21 protein-coding genes and 1 riboswitch are annotated in these 23,487 nt (G+C 35.7%); of the genes, 6 read left to right on the top strand and 15 right to left on the bottom strand.

What is annotated here, in order from left to right; all coding sequences use genetic code 11:
* Positions 1–86: 86 nt before the first annotated feature.
* The 9 genes from ACM6HU_RS10985 to murQ form a co-directional block, all read right to left on the bottom strand.
* Positions 87–956, bottom strand: coding sequence for a MurR/RpiR family transcriptional regulator (locus tag ACM6HU_RS10985; RefSeq protein ID WP_016112871.1), 870 nt, complete (start codon positions 954–956; stop codon positions 87–89).
* Positions 957–981: 25 nt separating this feature from the next.
* Positions 982–1,878 (bottom strand): N-acetylglucosamine kinase, encoded by an 897-nt coding sequence (locus ACM6HU_RS10980; RefSeq protein ID WP_016112870.1) that lies wholly within the window; start codon positions 1,876–1,878, stop codon positions 982–984.
* Between the two features lie 209 nt (positions 1,879–2,087).
* Positions 2,088–3,170, bottom strand: a complete 1,083-nt coding sequence (locus tag ACM6HU_RS10975; RefSeq protein WP_016112869.1) for a DUF871 domain-containing protein — start codon at positions 3,168–3,170, stop codon at positions 2,088–2,090.
* Positions 3,171–3,203: 33 nt separating this feature from the next.
* Entirely contained in the window at positions 3,204–3,533 is a 330-nt protein-coding gene (locus tag ACM6HU_RS10970; protein ID WP_077295412.1) for a PTS lactose/cellobiose transporter subunit IIA, read from the bottom strand.
* Positions 3,534–3,649: 116 nt separating this feature from the next.
* The gene (locus ACM6HU_RS10965; protein ID WP_016112867.1) at positions 3,650–4,972 is read right to left on the bottom strand and encodes a 6-phospho-beta-glucosidase; all 1,323 of its coding nucleotides are present in this window, start codon (positions 4,970–4,972) and stop codon (positions 3,650–3,652) included.
* Positions 4,973–5,011: 39 nt separating this feature from the next.
* Positions 5,012–5,296 (bottom strand): hypothetical protein, encoded by a 285-nt coding sequence (locus ACM6HU_RS10960; protein WP_016132511.1) that lies wholly within the window; start codon positions 5,294–5,296, stop codon positions 5,012–5,014.
* A gap of 73 nt (positions 5,297–5,369) precedes the next feature.
* Positions 5,370–6,659, bottom strand: coding sequence for a PTS sugar transporter subunit IIC (locus ACM6HU_RS10955; RefSeq protein WP_016132510.1), 1,290 nt, complete (start codon positions 6,657–6,659; stop codon positions 5,370–5,372).
* Positions 6,660–6,898: 239 nt separating this feature from the next.
* Positions 6,899–7,210, bottom strand: coding sequence for a PTS sugar transporter subunit IIB (locus ACM6HU_RS10950; protein ID WP_016112864.1), 312 nt, complete (start codon positions 7,208–7,210; stop codon positions 6,899–6,901).
* Between the two features lie 36 nt (positions 7,211–7,246).
* Entirely contained in the window at positions 7,247–8,140 is an 894-nt protein-coding gene (gene murQ / locus ACM6HU_RS10945) for an N-acetylmuramic acid 6-phosphate etherase (protein ID WP_255255002.1), read from the bottom strand.
* A gap of 378 nt (positions 8,141–8,518) precedes the next feature.
* Here murQ and anmK point away from each other — a divergent pair, with 378 nt between their 5' ends.
* Entirely contained in the window at positions 8,519–9,691 is a 1,173-nt protein-coding gene (gene anmK, locus ACM6HU_RS10940) for an anhydro-N-acetylmuramic acid kinase AnmK (protein ID WP_016112862.1), read from the top strand.
* Positions 9,692–9,933: 242 nt separating this feature from the next.
* On the opposite strand, the gene ACM6HU_RS10935 is transcribed toward anmK, so the two are convergent.
* A complete protein-coding gene (locus tag ACM6HU_RS10935; protein WP_016112861.1) occupies positions 9,934–11,040 on the bottom strand; it encodes a M20 peptidase aminoacylase family protein in 1,107 nt (368 codons plus the stop codon).
* Between the two features lie 237 nt (positions 11,041–11,277).
* Between ACM6HU_RS10935 and ACM6HU_RS10930 the strand changes: the two genes are divergently transcribed.
* A complete protein-coding gene (locus tag ACM6HU_RS10930; RefSeq protein ID WP_016112860.1) occupies positions 11,278–12,387 on the top strand; it encodes a mandelate racemase/muconate lactonizing enzyme family protein in 1,110 nt (369 codons plus the stop codon).
* Between the two features lie 13 nt (positions 12,388–12,400).
* Positions 12,401–13,096, top strand: coding sequence for a hypothetical protein (locus tag ACM6HU_RS10925; RefSeq protein WP_016112859.1), 696 nt, complete (start codon positions 12,401–12,403; stop codon positions 13,094–13,096).
* Positions 13,097–13,233: 137 nt separating this feature from the next.
* Here the strand turns inward: ACM6HU_RS10925 and ACM6HU_RS10920 are convergent, their stop codons facing one another.
* The 5 genes from ACM6HU_RS10920 to rlmD all read right to left on the bottom strand — a co-directional run bounded on the left by ACM6HU_RS10920 (position 13,234) and on the right by rlmD (position 18,227).
* A complete protein-coding gene (locus ACM6HU_RS10920) occupies positions 13,234–13,413 on the bottom strand; it encodes a CPBP family intramembrane glutamic endopeptidase (RefSeq protein ID WP_368494257.1) in 180 nt (59 codons plus the stop codon).
* A gap of 19 nt (positions 13,414–13,432) precedes the next feature.
* Entirely contained in the window at positions 13,433–14,140 is a 708-nt protein-coding gene (locus tag ACM6HU_RS10915; protein ID WP_016112858.1) for a M48 family metallopeptidase, read from the bottom strand.
* Between the two features lie 180 nt (positions 14,141–14,320).
* Positions 14,321–14,854 (bottom strand): DUF1456 family protein, encoded by a 534-nt coding sequence (locus tag ACM6HU_RS10910; RefSeq protein WP_016112857.1) that lies wholly within the window; start codon positions 14,852–14,854, stop codon positions 14,321–14,323.
* A gap of 745 nt (positions 14,855–15,599) precedes the next feature.
* Positions 15,600–16,589: a tRNA dihydrouridine synthase gene (locus ACM6HU_RS10905; RefSeq protein WP_016112856.1), complete on the bottom strand. Its 990-nt coding sequence runs from the start codon at positions 16,587–16,589 to the stop codon at positions 15,600–15,602.
* A gap of 261 nt (positions 16,590–16,850) precedes the next feature.
* Positions 16,851–18,227 (bottom strand): 23S rRNA (uracil(1939)-C(5))-methyltransferase RlmD, encoded by a 1,377-nt coding sequence (gene rlmD / locus ACM6HU_RS10900; RefSeq protein ID WP_016112855.1) that lies wholly within the window; start codon positions 18,225–18,227, stop codon positions 16,851–16,853.
* Positions 18,228–18,348: 121 nt separating this feature from the next.
* A riboswitch (purine riboswitch) is annotated at positions 18,349–18,450 on the top strand.
* Positions 18,451–18,996: 546 nt separating this feature from the next.
* On the opposite strand from rlmD, the gene ACM6HU_RS10895 reads away from it, so the two are divergent.
* The 3 genes from ACM6HU_RS10895 (at position 18,997) to ACM6HU_RS10885 (ending at position 23,421) form a co-directional block, all read left to right on the top strand.
* A complete protein-coding gene (locus ACM6HU_RS10895; RefSeq protein ID WP_016112854.1) occupies positions 18,997–20,193 on the top strand; it encodes a NupC/NupG family nucleoside CNT transporter in 1,197 nt (398 codons plus the stop codon).
* 539 nt (positions 20,194–20,732) lie between these two features.
* Positions 20,733–21,851, top strand: coding sequence for a polysaccharide deacetylase family protein (locus tag ACM6HU_RS10890; RefSeq protein WP_016112853.1), 1,119 nt, complete (start codon positions 20,733–20,735; stop codon positions 21,849–21,851).
* A 484-nt stretch (positions 21,852–22,335) separates the two neighbouring features.
* Positions 22,336–23,421, top strand: a complete 1,086-nt coding sequence (locus ACM6HU_RS10885; RefSeq protein ID WP_016112851.1) for a polysaccharide deacetylase family protein — start codon at positions 22,336–22,338, stop codon at positions 23,419–23,421.
* Positions 23,422–23,487: the final 66 nt, after the last annotated feature.

Below are 23,487 nucleotides of genomic sequence, written 5' to 3'. Positions count from 1 at the left end.
AATAGACATAGGCTCTTTAAGTAGCAGTTCAATAACTAAGCAGCGAAAATCACAGGTAAATAATTTGTACTGAGATTTATTACGCTTTATATCTTAGAAGGATTTTTTCCTGTGAATCTTAATACCGATTCTCTTGAACGTTCAATTTCTTTAATATTTTCATCATAATATTTTGATGCATATGCATAAAAGATAATGTCAATCGTCAGAAATTGTGCAAATAACGAACTAGTTGCTGCACTACGAAATTTTGCCTCTGGTGCACGAACATGTTGCAAAGACATATCGACTTTGTTAGTTAATCTATTATTACCAAATCGCGATAACCCAATTGTTTGAATACCAGATGCTTTAGCAATATCAACAAGTTGCAGTACTTCTTCAGTTTCTCCACTATTAGATATACTGAAAAAAACACAATTTTTTGTTGATGCAGCAAGTGCTGTCGCCATGATATGTGCGTCTTGATTTGCACTTACAATCTTTCCTAAACGTAACCATTTATGAGTAATATCTTCTGCAACAAGCCATGAAGCTCCTAATCCATAGGCATAAATAACATCAGCATTTCTCATAGTTTCAACAATTTGATTAAGAATAACTTCATCTAAATAAATCGCTGTTTCTTGTATCGCTTGTACAGAGTTGGAAACTATTTTTTCTTTAATTTCCGCTATTGTTTCATTTGGTTCAATATCATAAAAACCTTTCTTCTCTGGTTGTGAGATATACGATGATAGAGATACCTTTAACTCCGAAAAACTAGCAACTTCAATAGAACGGCAAAGTCTAGTGACCGCCGAACTACTCGCATTAGCATGCGCAGCTAATTCATGTATAGTCATTCTAATCACTTCTTGAGGATTATCTAAAATATATTGTGCTATTTTCCCTTCAGATTTTGGTAATTGATGTAACAAACTTTCAATTTTTAACAATATATTTACAACATGCATATTGAATTGCTCCCTTAACTTTTAATTAACTCATATATTTCAGAGCTAAGTAATACCCCCCTAATGTAGATGATACATCTTCTAAAATAAATTGGACTTCCGGTTTTTCTTGTTTAATATTTTCAATAAAGGAGGTTTGTACAGACGGTATATTAATTAATATACCCCCTTTAATAGCAATTGTAACATTGTTATCAAAATTTAGTTTCCTCCAAACAGCAAGCGTAGTCTTGGCAAGGTGATGGCCCGCTTGCTTGAGAATATTCTCTGCAAAATTATCACTTGCTTTTGCTTGTTGAACGATTATTGGAACAAATGACGCGATCTCCGCTTTAGTTGAGGAATAAATAAATGTTTTTAATTCTAGTACACTCTGATAACCAAGTTTTGTTAGTATCAACTTAGTTAGGTCACTATAATTTCCACCCTCATCTTCCTCTTGCGTCATTTTAATAAAAATCTGCATAGCAATCCAATAGCCACTTCCTTCATCTCCAAGAATATGTCCCCAACCACCTGCTAATTTTTCAATACCATTATGAATTCCAATACTAACAGAACCAGTTCCTGAAATTGTTAAAATACCATCTTTCCCTTTTAGTAAAGCAGCGTGTGCAATAATTCCATCATTTACAATCGTAAACGGAATATTAAACGCCTCAGAAAGAGCATCTTTTATACCTTTTGTATTTTTAACCCCTCCATACCCAGCCAACCCTAGGCACATATACTGGCATTCTTCCTTTTTTAAAGGAACTAAGCATTGTTCAATCGCATCAATAATATTATGAATAGCTTGTTTTTCATCTAAAAGTAAATTCCCGTACCCTGCTTTACCTTCACTTATTTTTTCACCATTTAAATTATAAGCCACCGCTTCCGTTTTAGTACCTCCACCGTCTACTCCAATAATATAACTCATATAGGTTCCTCCTTTTGTATAAAGTGAAAATTTAATTAACCCTCACTAATCGGACTTTTACGGGCATCCTATCACCACCTACCTTCTTTGCTATTGTTGAATTTTGAGGTGAGGATCTTACTGCTCGTAAATAACAAGATAAATAAAAAGGGAAGGATCGTTCTGTCCCTTCCCTTTCCCTTACTTTGAGGTTGTTCTCGATAAAATTACTAAATTGAAAATTGGAATTTCTCCCAAGGATTGAGATAATCAAGGAGAAAAATTTCTTCTTCAACTATCCGGCCAACCACATTCGTTTTACCTGAATTCTCCATGTCTTTCAACGCAATCTGTAATTCACCTTTGTATTGTCCATAGAGCTCATTCTCAATTAAAATGTCTCCTCTTCTAATATCAGGGGTATAGGTTGGTTTAAATTCTTCTCGTTTATATTTTACACGTGATTGAGTCGAGCGAATAAGGTATTCAGAAACGTCTCCACGATAAAAATGAAATTCTTCCAGCACAATCTTTTTCTCTAACTCTGTAATTGTGTCATATAGTTCTATATTAAACGTTAGCAATTCACTGTTTAATGTACTCAGGGCTTCTAATTCAATCTCTGATGCATATGCGTTAGCAATAATCACATCATCGATTACTCTAGTTGCAAATAAGTGTTTGGCTTGCGTTACAATTGGTAATTCACGATGCATTTCTAATGTACATAAACCTTCTGTTACTGACCAAGGTCCGTAAGTTGCTGCGTGTGAACTAATGAACGCTGCTGTACGAATATTATGGTGTTTAAATTGCTCACAGCATTTTAGAAAATGAGCATAGCTTAACCCCGCATAACGATGAGGATAGAAATTATGTGAGCCTACTAAATTCTCTTTATTAGGCTTATAAGCAATGAGATTATCTAAATAATGCGTTGCATTACTTATATTAATTTCAATTTTCAAATTATAAGGATTATATGTCATGATGGACTCTTCATTTCCTGTAAACCCCATATCTAGACGGATTCCGTACGCTCCTAAATCAGCAAAGAATGATAAGTCATTATAGGAAATATCTAAATCTCCAAATACACGAGGAGAGATATCAACCATTACTTCCATACCTAATTGATTTGCAAATGCAATTGTTTCTTTAAATTCCCTCATAATTTGTTCTTTATCACCTTCTACTGACAACAAGCAAGTAAAGATTTTTTTAAATCCATATTTGTGTGCAAGTGCAATATACTCCATATCTTTTTCTAAAGTTGAATGTTCTGGATAAATGGAGATACCTAATTTTCTCATCTTTACATCACCTTTACCTTCCTACATCCCCAATTATTGTTGTGGCGCCAGTTTTTTTATGATACGAACCATATGTTCAATCAATTTTTGTTCGCTTATCGCGGTCATTAAGTGATCTTGAGCATGAATCATTAGCAATGTTTTTTCACTTGGAATTCCGTTCAATTCAGCTTGAATTAACTTTGTTTGTGTCTTATGAGCCAAGCTAAGTTCTTCTGCAGCTTGGTTAATAAGATCCGTTGCCCTTTCAAAGTCAAATTCCTCTGCAGCTGTTAATGCTTCATAAGCTAAACCTCTTGCATTTCCACCATGAGAAATAATTTCAAAAATTTCCATTTCATTATTATTGATTTCCGTTGACATATCATAACACTCCAAATCGTAGTAAAGTATGGGCATGACATTCTCTAACTGAATTTATGTTTCAGAGAATCTCAGGTCTCAATTTTTCTTTAATGTTAAATTTATTATTCTCCTAATCATCTAAAAAAATGAGGCAAATACTCTTTATGGGCTTCTAATAGTTTCTGTAATACAGCTTCAGCCAAATCATCACTTGGAATAAGTGGATTAATCGTTAAAGCTAATAAAGCCTTATCATAAGAACCCGTTACTGCTGCCTCAGCACCTACTCTTTCAAATGATTTGATTTGCTGAATTAATCCTTGAACTTGAACTGGCAATTTCCCCATTGTCATAGGAACCGGTCCATTTTTTGTCACAATACAACTTACTTCAACCGCTGAATCATAATCGATCTCATTAATTGCGCCTTTGTTTTGGATATTTAATACTTGAATGTCTTTTTTGTCATTATAGATAGAAGAAATAACATTACATGCTGCATCACTGTAGTATGCACCACCCCGCTTCTCTAATTGTGGAGGTTTAATGTCTAGTTTTTCATCTTTATACAAATCAAACAGATCTTCTTCTAGTTTCTTGACAATTTCAGCACGCGTTCTCCCTGATTTAAATGCTTCTAATTCTTCATCTAAAATATCTTTTGTTTTGTAATAATAACGATGATACGGGCAAGGTACTACACCTAATGATTTCAAAAATCTTGGATTCCAAGGAAGTGGGGCAATATTCTTCATTGTCATTTGTATCTCTGGATTTCCTAGCATTTCAAGCACTTTCTCTGTTACTTCTTGATCATCAACATATACGTGTATTCCGAATACCATATGGTTTAGTCCAGCGAAATCAATGTGTACCCTCTCCATTTCAACACCTAACATTTTTGAAATAGACATGTGCATATTAAACGGTACATTACATACACCGATTACTTTTTTATGCTTGCTGTAACGAAGAAGGGCTTCTGTTACCATTCCAGCTGGATTTGTAAAGTTAATTAACCATGCATTTGGGCAAAGTTTTTGCATTTCTTCTGCGATTTCTAGAAGAACGGGAATCGTTCGTAACGCTTTAAATAAGCCTCCTGCACCATTTGTTTCTTGCCCAATTAACCCTAGTTGCAAAGGAATACGCTCGTCTTTAATTCGGGCGTCTAGTAAACCAACTCTCATCTGCGTTGTCACAAAATCAGCATCCTGTAAAGCTTGACGACGATCTAGCGTCAAATGAATTTCCATAGGAACTCCTGCTTTTTCTACCATTCTTCTTGCTAGATTTCCTACAATCTCAAGCTTTTCTCTTCCTGCCTCAATATCCACTAGCCAAAGTTCTCTAACTGGTAACTCATCATAACGTTTAATAAAGCCTTCAATTAATTCTGGCGTGTAACTAGATCCACCACCAATTGTGGCAATTTTTATTCCGTTTCGCTTTCCCATTTCACTAACACCTCATTTTAGATAACTTACTTTTTTCATTTACGCATAAACAATTGGGTAACAAATCAGTGCACTCGCTACTAATAGAGACAAGAACAAAATTAATGCTTGTTTCTTGTTTTTAAACTTACCTTCAACAAAAATAAGAACAAGAGTTAACCCTGCGCTGATTGCAAAGATATTATCTAGGTACAGTGACAAACGTTTATCTACTCCAACTGCATTCATTAAAGGATTAAAGATAAGATTAAAAACAAGAATAAAACTAAAAAATAGAAACGCACTTTTGTAACTAAAAAAGTGAATTCTGGATGTTGAATTCATTTTTATCTCCCTTCTCTCTTTTATATGAAAGGAAGTTTGGAGCAATTAGTCCCAACCCCCCTTTCATATATTTTTATAAGGCTACGTTTGTGCCCTCTGTTGTTTCTGTTGGACTTTCTTGTGCTAAAAGCTTTTGATCATACATTTTAAAGAATGGTAGATAAACAAGAACTGAAATCGTAATATTAACTAACACAAGAATAATTGCTCTCCAATCGCCACCTGTCGACAGATAGGCACCTATTGGAGCTGGTAATGTCCATGGAACCATTACATATGTTGGATTTACTAATCCGATTGACGTTGCGATATATGCAACTGTTGCACCAATTAATGGTGTCACGATAAATGGAATAATTAAAATTGGGTTTAGCACAATTGGCATCCCAAAAATAACAGGTTCATTGATGTTAAATATACTTGGAACAATTGTTGCTCTCGCCATCGTCTTACTATAAGTAGATCTTGCTGTTAATAACATCGCAATTACTAATCCTAATGTTGCACCAGATCCACCAATCCAAATAAACCATTGAAAGAATGTTTCAGGAGCTACGTGAGGGATTGCCGTACCAGCTGCAACTGCCGATGAATTATTAGCTAAGTAAACTTCCCAAACTGGACGAGCAACAGCACCTACAACTGATACACCATGAATACCGAATGACCAGAAAAATGTTATTAAAAAGACTGGAATTAATACGCCTGGTAATGTATCCCCTGCTTTAATAAGTGGTGCAACAGCTTTATCAACAAGTGAATGTAGATCAACACCTGCAACTACTGTAATTAATGTCATAATAAAGAGTACCATTGTAACTGGTATTAACGCTTCAAATGAACGAGATACGGACGTTGGAACAGAATCTGGCATTTTTATTGTAATATTTTTAGTCTTACATAAACGTATCATTTCAACCGAAAATATAGAAACAATCATCGCTACAAAGAGCCCATGTCCACCAAGGTTTGTCATTGGCAATACAAAACCTATATCTTTCACCATTTTTACGCCTATTGTGAATAAGAAGGCAGCTACCGATAATAATCCCCCTGATAAAGGGTCTAACTTATAGCTTTGAGACAGACTATGACCTATTCCGAAAGTAATATATAGGGTCATAATAAACATTGTTAATCGATAAGGTATTAAAATCTCCGCGATATGTTTTGCTGCCCATTGACCTATTGCGGAATCTGCTGCTACGGGTGGGAAAGCAATGATAAGAAATATGCTCCCAAAGATGATGAATGGCAAAGCAGAAACTACACCATCACGTATTGCACGTAAATGTTTCTGCTCAGACAATTTAGCCATAGGTGTCGATAAATTATTTTCTAAAAAAGCTACAAATTTGTTCATTTGTATTTTCCCCTTTAGATTGATTAGTAGTTAAGATTTCTTGCTAGATTATGTTTTTACTATTCACAAACGAATAAAGTGAAACTTCCATCAGTTGTTTTTTCTCATCCCCCAATGATGGTTAGTCCGCACCAATCGGGATTTTACGGGTAGGTAATCTCCCACCTATCTTCCTCGTTCCTCTCTGATTCTTGAGGCAGGAGTCTTACTACCCACGAATAACAAGATAAATAACAACTTTAATTTGATTGTCTTATTTCATTAATTAAATTTAATAGAGCAGGTCCACCAAGGGGACTATATGATTGAGCAGGAATCATTAAACATGGGACTCCGGCTTCATCTGCAGAAGCTTTAAAACCATCAAATCGATGTTTTACTTGTGGGGCAACCATAGCAACGTCCCAACCGTTTCGAACCTCTGAATCAAATTCTTGCGTACCAACAGCTAATACTTCTAAATTTTGACCATGCTTTTCCCCTTCTTTTTTCAACGCATTTACAACAATCGCACTCGACATTCCACCTGAACATACAAATAATACTTTCATTTTTACTCCCCCTCATAATATTTTTATATAGAAGCTTTAAATTGCTTTTCTTATAAATCCCTCTGCTGCGTTTAAGCGTTCTACGGCTTCTTCATAAGAAACATTTGTTAAAATCATAACAATGGCAACCTTAGGTTGATTATTTGCTTTTACTAAGTATTTTTCTGCCACTTCATAGCTGCATTCAGTGGCATCCATAATAATACGTTTTGCACGTTCAACCAACTTTTCATTTGTTAACTGCAAATCTACCATTAAATTCCCATAAACTTTTCCAATCCCAACCATTGAAGCTGTTGAGAGCATGTTACATACTAATTTTTGAGCAGTTCCAGCTTTTAAGCGGGTAGATCCCGTAAGTACTTCAGCTCCATTTACAACTTCAATGGCAATTGCAGCAATTTTTCCAATCTCTGATTCCCTATTGCAACTTATCGCTACTGTGCCTGCCCCAAGTTGATTTGCATAATTTAACCCTGCAATAACATAAGGTGTACGTCCACTGGCAGCAATACCTACTACAACATCGTTACTCGTTAATTGGATTTTCTCTAAATCTTGACGACCTAATGTAAAACTATCCTCTGCTCCCTCAACCGCCTTAATAAATGCACTTTCTCCACCTGCGATTAAACCTACTACTTTACTAGGATCAGTATTAAACGTTGGCGGACATTCTACAGCATCCAACAATCCAATGCGCCCACTTGTTCCCGCGCCCATATAGATTAATCTACCGCCGCGTTTCATCGCCGCAACAATCATCTCTACAGCTTTTGCAATTTGAGGAAGTTCTTTTTGAACACAATAAGCAACTTTCATATCTTCTTCATTCATCACCTCCAATAAATTAAGCGTTTTCATTTCATCTAAAAATACAGTCTTTTCATTACGACCTTCCGTTGTTAAATGTTCTAGCATATAAATCATCCTTCTATCATTCGTAATCTAAAAGCTTCCTTTGAAATCGCTTTCTTCAACAAAACTATAGCACTATTAAAAATAAATTTCAATAATTAAAAATAATTTTAAAATAAAATTTCAAAAAATCTACACAATTAGAAAACTAGCGAGTATAATAACCGATTGTCAGCGCTTACATTTTTTTTATAAACTAAAAAGATAAGAAAAGGATGTATACCATTGAGTACAGAAAGCGTTCCCCAAAAAAGTAGGTTCATTGGCAATGTCAATTTTTTAGGTGAATCACTACTACTTCCACCTAAAGTTTCATCATGGTTTTATAAGAATCGACATTGCTGCTTAGCAAGGAATTAAAAAAATCTATGTAAAGTAGGTGTTATGATAATGTACATTGTTGGATTAATGTCTGGAACATCATTGGATGGTATTGATGCTGTGCTTGTACGTGTGAATAATAGCAAACGAAACACCGAGTTAGAAATGATTGAATTGATAACACATCCTTTTTCAAAAGATGTTAAAGAAGAAATTATACAGTCATTGTCTGTAGATACATCTAATGTGCAGCTAATTTGTAGTTTAAACTTTAAACTAGGAAAATTATTTGCAGATGCTACCAAGGAAGTTTGCAAAAAAGCTGGATTTCCTTTAGAGCAGTTGGATCTTATAGGATCTCATGGACAAACGATTTACCATCAGCCCTTGCAAGAACAAAACTTGGTCCCCTCAACTCTGCAAATTGGAGAACCTTCGGTAATTGCTTACGAAACAAATACAACCGTAATATCTAATTTTCGTACTATGGACATAGCAGCAGGTGGACAGGGTGCTCCTTTGGTACCTTATACTGAATATATTCTTTACCGGAGTGAAACAAAGGGCAGGTTGTTACAAAACATCGGGGGCATCGGAAATGTAACTGTTTTACCTAAGCAATCTTCACTAGATGACATGTATGCCTTTGATACAGGACCTGGAAATATGATTATTGATGAGGTATGTCGCCAATTGTTTAACATAGGATACGATGAAAGTGGTAATTTAGCTAAACAAGGGAAAATAAATGAACAGCTCTTATCATACTGCATAAATCATCCTTATATTATGAGCCCTCCTCCCAAAACAACAGGCAGAGAATTGTTTGGTAAGCAATATGTTGAAAAACTATTAGATAAGTTCAATAATCTTTCAAGCCACGATATAGTAGCAACTGTAACAATGTTTACAGCGAAATCTATTGTAGAGAACTATCGCAAATTTATCCTTCCACAAGTTAAAATCGATGAAGTCATTATTGGAGGCGGTGGCAGCTATAATAAAACATTACTAAAAATGATTCAATCACTACTCGGGGAATCAATTCAAATTTACACCCAAGAGGAATTAGGATACTCTTCGGAGGCTAAAGAGGCTATAGCGTTTGCTCTTCTTGCAAATGAAACCTACCATGGTAACGCAAGTAACGTTCCAAATGCTACAGGTGCAAAAAACGCTGTCGTTCTTGGGAACGTATCCTTCCCAACATCAGATCATTGGATTAAGATAAGAAATTCTTAAGAAGAAAGTAAAGGTTTCATCAGCTGATGATTAACTCTAACCAATCGGGTTATTCCTACCTCTCTATTGAGGTAGGAATAGCTCGATAAAGTAAGGGAATTATCATGTTCAAAAAGCTTTCTACTAGGGATACCGAGAACTATTTGTGTTAGTTTGTATCTCTATCTATTGAAATTCTACTCTCCAACAAAGAAAAAGAATCAATTATGAAATTGATTCAAATATAAAAAATAAGAACAATACTAGTTTAAAGCTTTCAACACAGTTTGCTTCATTATTTCTACTCCATCGATTATACAAGCGTGATCAAACTTCATATAAGGGTGGTGTAATCCGGGCTTTAAATTTGCCCCTAATCCTAACATAGCAGCTTTTAAATGCGGCCTTTTGACCGTATAGTAATGAAAATCATCACTTCCTGTAGTAAAAAGTGGTGGTGTGCATCCATCTTCTCCGTATATTTCAAGAATTCCTTTCCGCATGAGTTGTTCTGCCTCTTCCGATACCTCTGCCCCAGGTGCAATATCAACCCATTCGTAAGAAATCTTCGTTCCCATTGATTCAGCTGATTGAATGACATGTTCTATCTTGTTCGTTAACTCTTCTAACAATACATTACTCTCTGCCCTTACATCTAAACCGAATTGCCCATTTCCTGGAATGATATTCAAATTATCTCCACCAGCTTGGCATTTCGTCATTTTGACAGAGTATGATTTTTGCGGTGAGAGCCAGATGTTTTTTAATCCGATATTAATCATAGAAATAACATCAATTGCGTTCACACCTTGATGTGGTCGTGCCCCATGCGCATCATCCCCGTGTATATTCGCTTCTAAAAATCCCGCTGTCCCATGCCGAATAGATGGTGCTGCTTTTTTTAAAGGTAATTCTTCAATTGGTCGTAAATGAACACCGAATAAGAAATCAGCGTCGTCAACAGCACCCTTCTCCACCATCTTTAAAGCACCATTTCCTTTTTCTTCTGCAGGCTGGAAAATAAATCTAATTGTTCCGCTTTCCCAACTGGCATTTTTTAATTGTAAAATAAGCCCCATCGCAATCGTCATATGAGCATCGTGACCGCAGGAATGATTCGCTTTGAACTTCCCATCTACCTCTTGCCACAATGCATCCATATCAGCACGAATCGCGATAACCGGTTTTCCATTCCCCATTTCTGCTATAACTCCAGGACAATCATCAAATACTTTATAGGAAGTCCCTTCTTTTTCTAGAAATTTAGTAATATAAGCCGTTGTATTATATTCTTTCCAACTTACTTCAGGATTCTCATGTAAATACTGAAAAATTCCGTTTAAACGATCTTGAAGCCCTATTGTTTTCAAATTCTCTTTCCCCTTCCTAAATTAGAAGCAGTTTGTTCAATTATAAAAAATCCTATTTCGAAAAACATATTGAATATTCATACAAATGTCAAGAGATTGTCCCTTCATTTCTTTTGAAATATAATAAGGTAATTAAGATCAGAATTCTGAAAATTCTTTTTAAAAATTGCTCGTCATTAATCTAATTAAGAATATATGCAACTTTACATTTATGATACAAAGGACGTGGATTATACAATGAAAATTACAGCAATCCATCTCTACGCAATTCGTTTACCACTACGCGATCCATTTATTATTAGCTACGGTACTTATTATGATATGCCTTCTATCATTGTAAAAATCGAAACAGATGAAGGTATTGTCGGTTACGGTGAAGGAGTGGCCGATGATCACGTTACAGGCGAAACATGGGAAAGTACCCTTCAAGTTTTAAAACATACATTAGCTCCTGCCTTGCTAGGTGTGAATCCAATGAATATAGAGAAGATACATGACATCATGAATCAAACTATTTATGGTGTTCCTACCGCAAAAGCTGCGATTGATATTGCTTGTTTTGATGTAATAGGAAAAAAGTTAAGTCAGCCTGTTTATCAATTGATTGGTGGCCGTTACCATGAAGAGTTTCCAATTACTCATGTTTTAAGTATGGCCTCCCCAGGAGCTATGGCAGAAGAAGCTGCTTCCATGATCAATAAAGGCTATCGCTCTTTTAAAATGAAAGTCGGAACAGATGTCAAAAAAGATGTGGAAAGAATTGAATCTGTACGTGAGCGAGTAGGAAACGATATCGCCATTCGTGTAGATGTAAACCAAGGTTGGAAAAACAGTGCGAATACATTAACTGCTCTACGCTCACTAGGTCACTTAAACATCGATTGGATTGAACAACCTGTTGTAGCTGACGATATTGATGCGATGGCTTATATTCGTTCCAAAACTGACATACCACTTATGATTGACGAAGGACTAAAAAGTTCTCGTGAAATGCGACAAATTATCAGGGTGCAAGCAGCTGATAAAGTAAACATCAAACTAATGAAATGCGGCGGCATCTATCCCGCTGTTAAACTCGCTCACCAAGCTGAAATGTCTGGAATTGAATGTCAAGTTGGTTCCATGGTCGAATCATCTGTTGCATCTTCTGCTGGATTCCATGTAGCCTTTTCTAAAAAAATCATTACAAGTGTTGAACTAACAGGACCGTTAAAATTCACGAAAGATATCGGTAACCTCTCCTATGATGTGCCTTTTATTCGCTTAACAGAAAAGCCTGGATTAGGAATTGCTGTTAATGAAGATATACTAAATGAATTGACTGTTTTTCAAGACATCGTTCGCTAAAGGAGGCACTGAGATGAATATTATTTATGAAGGAACATTGAAACAAAACGAGCAAAGGTTTCAGATCGCACCATTATCTTTAGAGCACATCCAACAAATTTTATCCTTACAACATGTTGTAATTGAAACATTAGAAAATAAAGATAGCTTGCAACCTCTTACGTTAGAAGAGTATCAATATATATTAGATGGAAATGGCCTAATAATTGGTGCATTTGTCGCTCAAGAACTGATTGCATTTCGTGCTCTCTTAGCTCCCCCTATCGATGACGAACATTTAGGGTTTGATATTGGTTTAACTGAGGACGATTTAGATCGTGTTATTTATCAAGAAATTTCAAACGTCCATCCAAAGTGCCGTGGAAACGGAATGCAGAAAATATTAGCAAAAGTGCTTATGGAACAATTAACGCGAACAGATAGCAAATACGATTATGTTTGTTGTACCGTTGCGCCGTTTAATATTCCAAGCTTAAAGGATAAGTTTGCGCAGGGGATGGAGATTGCAGCGTTGAAGGAGAAGTATGGTGGGAATATGCGGTATGTTTTTGTGAAGGAACTGCGTGAGAATGAAAAGAAAGAGCGGAAAGATATTAAGAGTATTGCGATGAGTGATATTGCCGGACAGCAAGTGTTGCTTGTGGAAGGTTATCGTGGATATGAGATGGAGCAACATGATGTGGAGTATTGTGTTCGGTTCGGGAAGTAAGATAGTAGATATCCTCCCCAATATTTAATAATTTTTTCGTTATAGATAACAAAAAGGTGAGACACTATTGATAATAAGTGCTCACCTTTTTTAAACAAGATAACCTTGACGTACCTAATATAAACTTCATCATCTTCTCAATTAATGAAGAGTAGATAAGAAGGCCATTCCTTTATTGTCCAGTCATTTAATACATGGACAATAAAGGATACCCAAATATTTTTTGTTTTCACATATGAATAGGTCAAAATTACTCTGGCAATCCCGATTCCTATAATAGCTTGTGTAAAATTCCAATTATATGTTGGTAAATGTATCGCTCCAACGATGTCATTGTTAAACAGTCATTTTCCAGCTTGATAATGCTAACCAGTCTTCCATTTCCTTATAATCAGGCATTATCTTCCCAACAAGGCGCCAAAAGGATCGATCATGATTTAGATGGACCATATGACACATTTCATGAACGACTACATAGTCGATTACCCTCGGCGGTGCCATTGCCAGCTTCCAATTAAATGTTAACTGTAGCTTTGAATCACAGGTTCCCCATGTACGGTTACTATCTGAAATACGGATTGAACGCGGCTTTGTTTTAAAGTTACTTTGATAGGATTTGATACTCTTCTCTACTAACGCTTTACACTGCTGGTAGTAAAATCGTTTTAAAGCTTGTTTTATTTTCTCATCCTCAAGCTCTTTCACATATATATGTAGCTTATCTCCTTCAAACACTGCATCATCTTGCCCAATACTTGCATCTTGAGAGATTTGTATCGGATATGTGTTCCCTAAATATAGAAAGCTCTCGCCTTGATTATAAACCTTCTCCTGCGGCCCAAGCACTCGCTCCTTCATTTCCTTGCGTGTTTTCTGAATCCAATCCCACTTCTCCTCTAACAATTGGAGTACGTATTCAACAGGTGTTCCTTTAGGAGCCTGAACTTCAACATTTCCGTAAGAATCTATGTAAATACGTACGGATTTTTTCTTCTTATAATTTATATGAAAATTAATTGTCTTACCTGAATATGTATGTATCATTTCATCACCTAGAATATTCGTTCATGTTATTTTTGCATGATATATTAAACTACAAATGATTAAAAAATAAGAGTAGGATACAAACTTCCTACTCCATCCATCGTATCATCTACTTTCTTAACATGAATACACATGCGATGTTAAGAAGTTACAACGCTTGTTACTTTAGGATAAAATCCCTTATCCTCTATATTTAACAGCTAGTCCCTTTAAGAAATTCCTTGCGTATCTATCACCGCACTCTTTGTAATTCTTATGACCTTTTTTTCTTAATAGAGCGCCTAACTCTCCTTTTGTTACCTTAACTCCCACTCCGTCTAATATATCAAGCACATCCTCGCTTGTTAATGATAGTGCTATTTTCATTTTCTTTAGAAGAAGATTATTGGCACTTTCATTACTCTGTAAAGGCATCGCTTGTCCCTCCGGTTGCCCCGGTTTTGGATCTTGTTTGCCTCTTTTAAAAGTAATAAAGCCATTTAAAAATGACTCTAACATCATATTCTCACATGTTAATACGTAATCACTTTCAACTACATCACCATCATTGTCAGCTTCATTCTGGGGACTTTTCTTTAATTTTGTAAGCATCTCAACCACTTCTTCTTTCGTTACTTCAATGCCACCAAATTTAAATATCTCCACCATATCTGTATCTTTTATATCCATAGCATATCTTACTCTCTTTAATATATCATTATTGCTCATACTCATCGTTAATCCTCCTAAAATATTGACTATTTATCCAGCAGTCAAAGCGTATCCTCTAACATGCTCTAAATTCCAAATTATCATGTTAAATATAGTAGTATCACCAAGAATCGTCCTTAAGATTGTATCCCCTAGCACTTTTAAGCTAATGCCCACTAAATTAATACTTTAACACTTTAAAGACATGTTTTATAGTCTTACCCGAATTAATACTTGTGAAGGTTATACTAAAAACCTCAAGAAGACCTTGAGCTGAGGAAAGATTCAAATGATTTTTTGATTCATTCTTGTCTCTTTCATTGCGTCTGTGGATCTATCCCGTATTTGTTAAACCTGGAAGTACGCTTATAAAACTCCTTCCCCCGCAGCGTTGACTAACAGAAAAAGCAGTGCTTTGATTTCTCAAAAACACTGCCCGTTTCCTGCTCCAAACTTATTTTATGAAAGACGGTTTTCACGCCGATCCATCAGTGATAATATCTAGATTGTATAACTACGCTCTTGTGATACTCCGCGCTGTTATTTGTCTTCTTTTAAACTAAGCTAAGCCAAGCTACACACTCCACATGTGCAGAGTGTATGTGGCAACACAAGGGTACTGGTGGGTTTATTACATTTTTAAGACCTTTTTCTTTCAGAAAACAGACATTATCAAAACAAAAGTTGCCGTCTGCAAAGGAACTCGAAACTGAATAAAACAAATACACATAAGTTGATGTGATTCATTTTCCCTCTAACTTTTTAAGAGTTACATCATTTCACTGTCCTCTGTCTCATCAACACTCTTTTCAAAGTTATCAAGCAATGCACGCACTTCATCTGTTGATTTCGTGCTCATCAATTGATTTCTTAATTCAGCAGCTCCATGAAATCCTTTGACATAAATTTTGAAAAAGCGATGAAGCCCTGTGATTGAACGTGGCAGTACTTCCGCATATTGATCTTGAAGATCAAGCTGCAGTCTTAAAAGATCAAGGTGTTCTTTACTGGTATGCTCTTTTGGCTCTTTTTCAAAAGCAAAAGGATTTTTAAAAATACCTCGCCCGATCATAACGCCATCAATACCATATTGTTCAGCAAGCTGCAGCCCAGTTTGACGGTCAGGAATGTCTCCGTTGATTGTTAGTAGTGTATTTGGTGCGATACGGTCACGTAATTTTTTGATTTCCGGAATTAGCTCCCAATGCGCATCTACTTGGCTCATTTCCTCTCTTGTCCGTAAATGAATAGAAAGGTTCGCAATATCCTGTTTTAAAATATGCGTTAACCACTCCTCCCACTCATTTACATTCTTATAGCCAAGTCGTGTTTTCACGCTGACAGGCAGTCCGCCCGCTTTTGCTGCTTGAATAAGTTCTGCCGCAACGTCTGGACGTAGAATAAGGCCACTACCTTTCCCTCTCGATGCCACATTCGGTACAGGGCAGCCCATATTAATATCGATGCCTTTAAATCCTAGCTCTGCCATGCCAATACTCATTTGACGGAAATATTCGGGATTATCCCCCCAAATATGTGCCACCATTGGCTGTTCATCTTCTGTAAAAATCAAACGGCCACGCACACTTTTCATACCCTCTGGATGACAATAGCTATCAGAGTTTGTAAACTCTGTGAAAAATACATCCGGTCGACCGGCTTCACTTACTACGTGACGAAAAACAACATCTGTCACATCTTCCATTGGTGCAAGTACAAAAAATGGTCGTGGTAAATCACGCCAAAAATTATCTATCATTTCAAACTCAAATCCTCTCACTATGGATACAACTTCAAACTCTCGGTCAAAAAATATAAAGCCAAATGTTCCACTTCTTTTACACTTATATCATGCTTAATAACTTATTATCAAACACAAGTACATTTGGACATTTATAATTTGTGAAAAACTATTGTGAAAATCGGCAATGTTTATTTTAACTAAAATCGGTCCTGAATGGTATTTTTATAAACAAAAAAGCAGATGGTATAGATTTTTTCTATATCAACTGCTTTTCTATTATACCAACTCCAACCACGCGACCGCTTCACAATGAGTAGTATGCGGGAACATATCCACAGGTTGTACTTCCTGCGTTTTATATCCGCCTTCTTCTAATACTTTTAAGTCACGTGCTAGTGTTGCAGGGTTACATGATACGTATACGACGCGCTTTGGCTTCATGTCGATGATTGTGTTTAGTAATGCCTCATCACAACCTTTACGCGGCGGATCAACGACGATTGTGTCGGCAATTACGCCTTCTTTGTACCAGTTTGGAATGACTACTTCTGCTTCTCCTACACCAAATTCAACGTTTGTCATGTTGTTTAATGCAGCGTTTCGGTTTGCGTCTTCGATTGCTTCTGGGACGATTTCAACGCCGTATACTTTTTTCGCTTTTTGCGCTAGGAATAGGGAGATTGATCCGATTCCGCAGTATGCGTCGATTACTGTTTCGTTTCCATCTAGTTTTGCGTATTCTAATGCTTTGTCATATAGCACTTTCGTTTGTTCTGGGTTTACTTGATAGAAAGAACGTGCTGAGATGGCAAATTTGATGTCACCGATAAAGTCATAAATATATTCTGATCCGTATAGGACTGTTGTTGTGTCTCCGAAAATTACGTTTGTACGTTTCGTGTTTACGTTTTGAACGATTGATTTTACATTTGGGAACTTCGCTGTGATTTCTTCGATGATCGCCTTTTTATTTGGAAGTTCTGCCGTACGTGTAATGAAGACAAGCATAATTTCCCCTGTTACTTGTCCGTATCGAGCCATCACGTGGCGAAGTGTTCCTTTATGACGTTCTTCGTTGTACGCTGTGATGCCTTTGTTTTCACAAATACGTTTTACTTCTTGAATTAATACATCATTTTCTTCCGCTTGAATTAAGCATGTTTCCATATTAATGATGTCATGCGTTCCTTGACGATAAAACCCCGCTACAAGTCCGCCTTCACGTTCTCCAATCGGTACTTGTGCTTTGTTTCGATAAACCCACGGATTTTCCATACCAAGAACAGGATGAACTGGTACGTCGTGCAATCCACCGATGCGTTGCATTACGTCACGCACTTGTTTTTCTTTCGCCCTTAGTTGTCCTTCATATGTTAAGTGCTGAAGCTGACAACCGCCGCACTGGTTGTAAACTGGACATTCTGCATCTTTACGATATGGGCTTTCTGTATGAAGTTTCATTAAACGACCAAATGCAAAGTTCTTCTTTACTTTAATAATTTTAATTTGTGCTTCTTCACCTGGTAATCCGTTTTTTACGAAAATAGGATATCCCTTTACTTTCGCAACACCGGCACCATCATGTGTTAAATCTTCGAATACTACATCTATAAACTCGTTTTTTTCAACTGGTGGCGTCATTTTATTACTCATTTTCCGACCTCTCTTTTTCATAACACTGCGTTACATTTTATCATACTTATGTGGTCTTTATCTATTGGAAGAAAAAAAGCTATTGACGCTGCTTCTTTATTAATGTTACGCTACTAATAATTTAATACGGACGATGTTACCTCATATATACTTGATAATATGGATCGAGAGTTTCTACCCGGCAACCGAAAATTGCTGGACTATGGGGAAAACTAATGAATATTGGCTTGTTTGTGTATACAAAGACTCATATTGATTAGCTTTCTCTCATAGATGAAAGTGAATCCATATGAGTCTTTTTTATTTTTTACTTTTCTAAAAGGTCAGACATCTTACGTATGACATAAAACCTCTTCTGTTTGAATTATATCTATCTATTTTGATTTTCCAGCATATCATTTGCGGCTATGAAGTACAAAAGGTGACCTGCTCTTATTTTTTCTTTTTGGTTTCACTTGGCATGGGATTGAAAAAGCTCTGACCGCTTGTATACTTGGCCGAATGCTCTCTCTCACCTAAACAGAACTGGTTCGGGTTTTCAAGCGCATCAATCGCGGCTATGAAGAATAAAAAAGACCTGTTCTCATTTTCTCTCTTTTGTTTTACTTGGCATGGGGCTAAAAAGGGATCTGACCGCTTCTATGCATGAGCGGATCCTCTATTCAACCTAAAAAAAATGGTTTGTCGGTTTTTCAATTTGTATTTATATAGTTATATAACAAGTGTTTTATGTAAAAACTTTATACGAACTTCTGAAAGGGGCAACTACATGCAATATGTAATGAGCGTTATCGGCATTCTTGTCGTGTTAGGTTTATGTTTTGCTTTGTCAAACAACAAAAGTAAAATCAACTTCCGTGCAATTGCTATTATGATTGGCTTCCAAATTTTAATTGGTTGGTTTATGTTTGGCACAAAAATTGGTCAACAGATCATTATTTTCATTAGTAAAGTGTTCAACAAACTGATTAAACTTGGTACAACAGGTGTCGATTTTCTCTTTAACGGTATTCAAAGAGACTTTGTCTTTTTCTTAAATGTATTACTAATTATCGTCTTTTTCTCAGCACTACTTTCTATTTTTAGTTATTTAGGTGTTTTACCATTCATCGTTCGAATTTTCGGCGGTGCAATTTCCAAAATTACTGGTTTACCACGCGTTGAATCATTCCATGCGGTAAACTCTGTATTCTTTGGTTCAAGCGAAGCATTAATCGTTATTAAAAATGACTTAAAGAACTTTAATAAAAACCGTATGTTCATCATTTGCTGTTCGGCAATGAGCTCAGTTTCAGCTTCTGTTACAGCATCATACGTTATGATGCTAGATGCGAAATACGTACTAGCAGCTTTGCCACTGAACTTATTCTCTAGCTTAATTGTTTGTTCTTTATTAACACCGGTTGATACAAAGAAAGAAGAAGAAACAGTTCAGAAATTCGATAGAAGTCTATTTGGAGACAGCTTTATCGGTGCAATGATTAACGGTGCATTAGATGGTTTAAAAGTAGCCGGTATCGTTGCTGCTTTAATGATCGCCTTTATCGGTGTGATGGAAGTTGTAAACTATGTAATTAGCGCAGCTTCAGGCGCAATGGGATATGCCGTTACATTACAACAAATATTCGGTTATATTCTCGCTCCATTTGCATTCCTAATGGGTATTCCAGCTCACGATATTATCCCAGCTGGCGGAATCATGGGAACAAAAATTGTTTTAAATGAATTTGTGGCTATTCTTGATTTAAAAGAAGTTGCAAAAACATTATCTCCACGTACAGTTGGAATCGTTACCGTATTCTTAATTAGCTTCGCAAGTATTAGCCAAATCGGTGCGATCGTTGGTACAATCCGTGCCCTTTCCGAAAAACAAGGAAGTGTCGTATCTAAGTTTGGTTGGAAAATGCTATTTGCATCAACACTTGCTTCTATTTTATCCGCTACGATTGCTGGATTATTTATTTAACAATGAATTACCCTATCCTTCCTTTCATTTTGGAATGTTGGGGTGATTTTTTTATGAGCAAAGGTAACCAATCTGAAAATGAAATGTAATCATATGCAATATTGCATACATTTTTCAATACGATTTTTCTTTTTTATATTAAGAAATATATATATACTAGTATTGGCCAGAAGATGTATTCTGTCTGTTTACAGTGAAAGAAATATCCAACAACAGAAACCCAAAAGTAAAAAAAAGCGTTTTTAAAGATACCTCCGAAATCAGCTATTTTTCGGAGGTATCTTTTTTCATAAGGCAATCTATAACTACAATAGTTTTTATTTACAAAATTTTATATAAGACAAATTCCATGCAATTGAACTGCATTTTTGTCGAATTCTCCCAAAAGAGATATTCCCCTCTATATTTCATAGTGATATGATAGACAAGGGTATAATTCAAATAGAAATATTTGAATCAATAATCTCTTATAACAAGACAAATAGAGAAATTATTACATATAAGAGACAAAACTAAAAACACAATAGAAGGATGATATTATGAAGAAATATGCATGTATCGCTTTGCTTTCTTCTGCTATTCTCGTAGGTTGTAACACTAGCACTGTTAGTGAAAAACAGACAAAAGAAGCAACTTACAAGAGCCAAAAGGAGACGAAAGAAGTACAAGCCAAAGTAGTAGAAATACCTGTAACTCAAGGACTCATTTCATGGGATCCATTTGAATACAATGCAAAGAATACGACACTTTATACAAAGAACTTAAGAGATTCATTTAAGGAAGTGCGTTACAATATTTGGCGTACAGCTGATGGACCTACAAGTAAACAAACCTTTGTATCACAAGAAAAAGCTCGTGATTTTGCTCTCCCATTTCATTTACAATCATTTCATTTAAAACGTGGAGAATTTCAAATTGAAGCAGTGGGATTAAAAAATGACAACACTGAAGTTCCTCTAGTGAAATCTACGATTACATTCCAGCAATATGCACCTTTCCTTATGTACCATGCTATTGAAAAATACCCTGGACCAGGTGATGGCGATTTAGGTTTATATGTACCACCAGAACAATTTGAAAAACATATGCAGTATTTAAAAGATAACGGTTATACAATGTTAACGTTTGAACGTTGGGGCGAGGTAAATCGTGTCAATAAACCTGTCTTTGTGACAATGGATGATGGCCGAAAAAATAATATGAACGCTCTTCATATTTTACAAAAATTAAAAGATGATAAATTCCAACCAGCAGCAACCGAATTCCTCGTTTCAAGTACTATTGATACACCAAATCGTCTTACAACCGATGATATAAAACAGATGCTTGATTCAGGTATTTTTTCTATTCAATCTCATACTGCTAATCATGCAATGATGGCTTATACGAGCAATTATGATGAAGAATTACGTGTATCTAAAGAAAAAATTGAAAATCTTACAGGCAAAAAAGTGATCGCCCTTGCCTATCCAGTAGGTTCTTATAATGACCCAGCTGTGGAAGAAACAAAGAAACATTATGAATTTGCGGTAACTACCGATCATGGAACTCATATTACAAAAGGCACACCGAACGAACAATACTTAATTAAGCGACATTTTGTTGGCCCTAATACAACAATGGCGCAGTTTACATCACTTGTGAAAGAAAAATATTAATCGTTTTTTAGGCTGCTTTCATGAAAAAGTAGCCTTTTCTTTTATTTATTTTTCCAACTTTAAAATTAGCTTAAATTTTAGCCTTGAACATTTAGCTCCACTCTTGAAAATGTTATAATTTGTAAAAAGATTGATGGAGGTACAAATGAAATTACATGCTCTTTTTGATTTCCTACATTTATTATTTTTCAGCATAAAAAGTCATTATGTTTTCGGCATCCCTAGTTATGTATTTTTAATTCCCTTCATTTTTGTTGTTGGCTACATGATCATAACGCTGAACAAGCCTGCAAAAAGAAAAAGACTTCGAAGTAGAGAAACATCTTAACTATTTGTTTCTTTGAACTACCATCACTTTACTATAACGACATAAAGTGAAACTTTAATCAGCCCGACCTCTTCATTTCTCTCTGAATCTTAAGGTGAGGGTCTTACTGCCCGTTCATACGGGGAAAAAGCGAATATACAATAGAAGGTGATCGTTATGAAAAAATATGCAGCTATTGCTTTATGTACATCTGCCATTCTAGCAGGGTGTAACTCTAACAATACAAATAATGAACCTAAAAAAGAGAAAACGGTTCAAGAACAGCCAAAAAAGCAAGTAGAAAAAGTGCAACCACAAGGTACAATATCTTGGAGTTCTATTACACATGAATCCACAAATACAGCTATACATATAACGGATATAAAAGATTCTTTAACCGAGGTACAATATAAAGTTTGGCGAACTGCTGATGGAAAAGAAAGTGCAAAATTATTTTCATCCAAAGATAAAAACAAACAGTTTGCAATTCCTTTTGATATTAAAGAATTTGACGGAAAACGTGGTGAATATCAAATTGAAGCATCTGGTTTAAAAGAAGATGGAAAAAGTATTCTGCTCACAACATCCACCATCACGTTTCAGCAATATGTTCCTGTCTTAATGTATCACGCGATTGAGGATTATTATGGTCAAGGAATAAAAGACTTATTTGTCTCACCCGCGAACTTCGAAGCGCAAATGAAATATTTAAAAGAAAACGGCTATACATTATTAACGTTCGAACATTGGGATGATATGAATAAAGTAAATAAACCAATTCTTGTTACGTTTGATGATGGTATGAAAAATAATATGAATGCATTTCATATTCTACAAAAGTTAAAAGACGATACATTTAAGCCGACAGCAACCGAATATATGATTGTTGATAACATCGATGCAGAAGGTTCCTTATCTACCGCGGATATAAAAGAAATGGTTGATTCGGGTATTTTCTCTGTCCAATCTCATACAGCAACACATGCTGATTTACCGAAAATCACAAACTATGAGGGAGAGTTAAAGGGTTCAAAAGAAAAGCTTGAAAAGATCACTGGTAAACCTGTCATTGCAATTGCATACCCGTTTGGTCATGTAAATGATAAAGTTGTAGAAGAAACAAAGAAATATTATCAATTTGCGACAACGACAAAACCAGGGAAGTTTATTACAAAAAGTGAAACAGATGAACTATTAAAAATAAAGCGCGTTCGTATACATAATTCCACAACGGTTGAACAGCTTGGACTTTCTATTAAATAAAGTTGGGTTTACTACCCATAAATAATCGAGTAAGAATAAAGATTATTGTAACTAGAAAAATGAGTA

Origin of the sequence: Bacillus sp. IT-79MI2, assembly GCF_949768135.1 — a bacterium.
Taxonomy (GTDB): Bacteria; Bacillota; Bacilli; order Bacillales; family Bacillaceae_G; genus Bacillus_A; species Bacillus_A pseudomycoides.
This window is presented reverse-complemented; position numbering and strand designations above follow the sequence as displayed.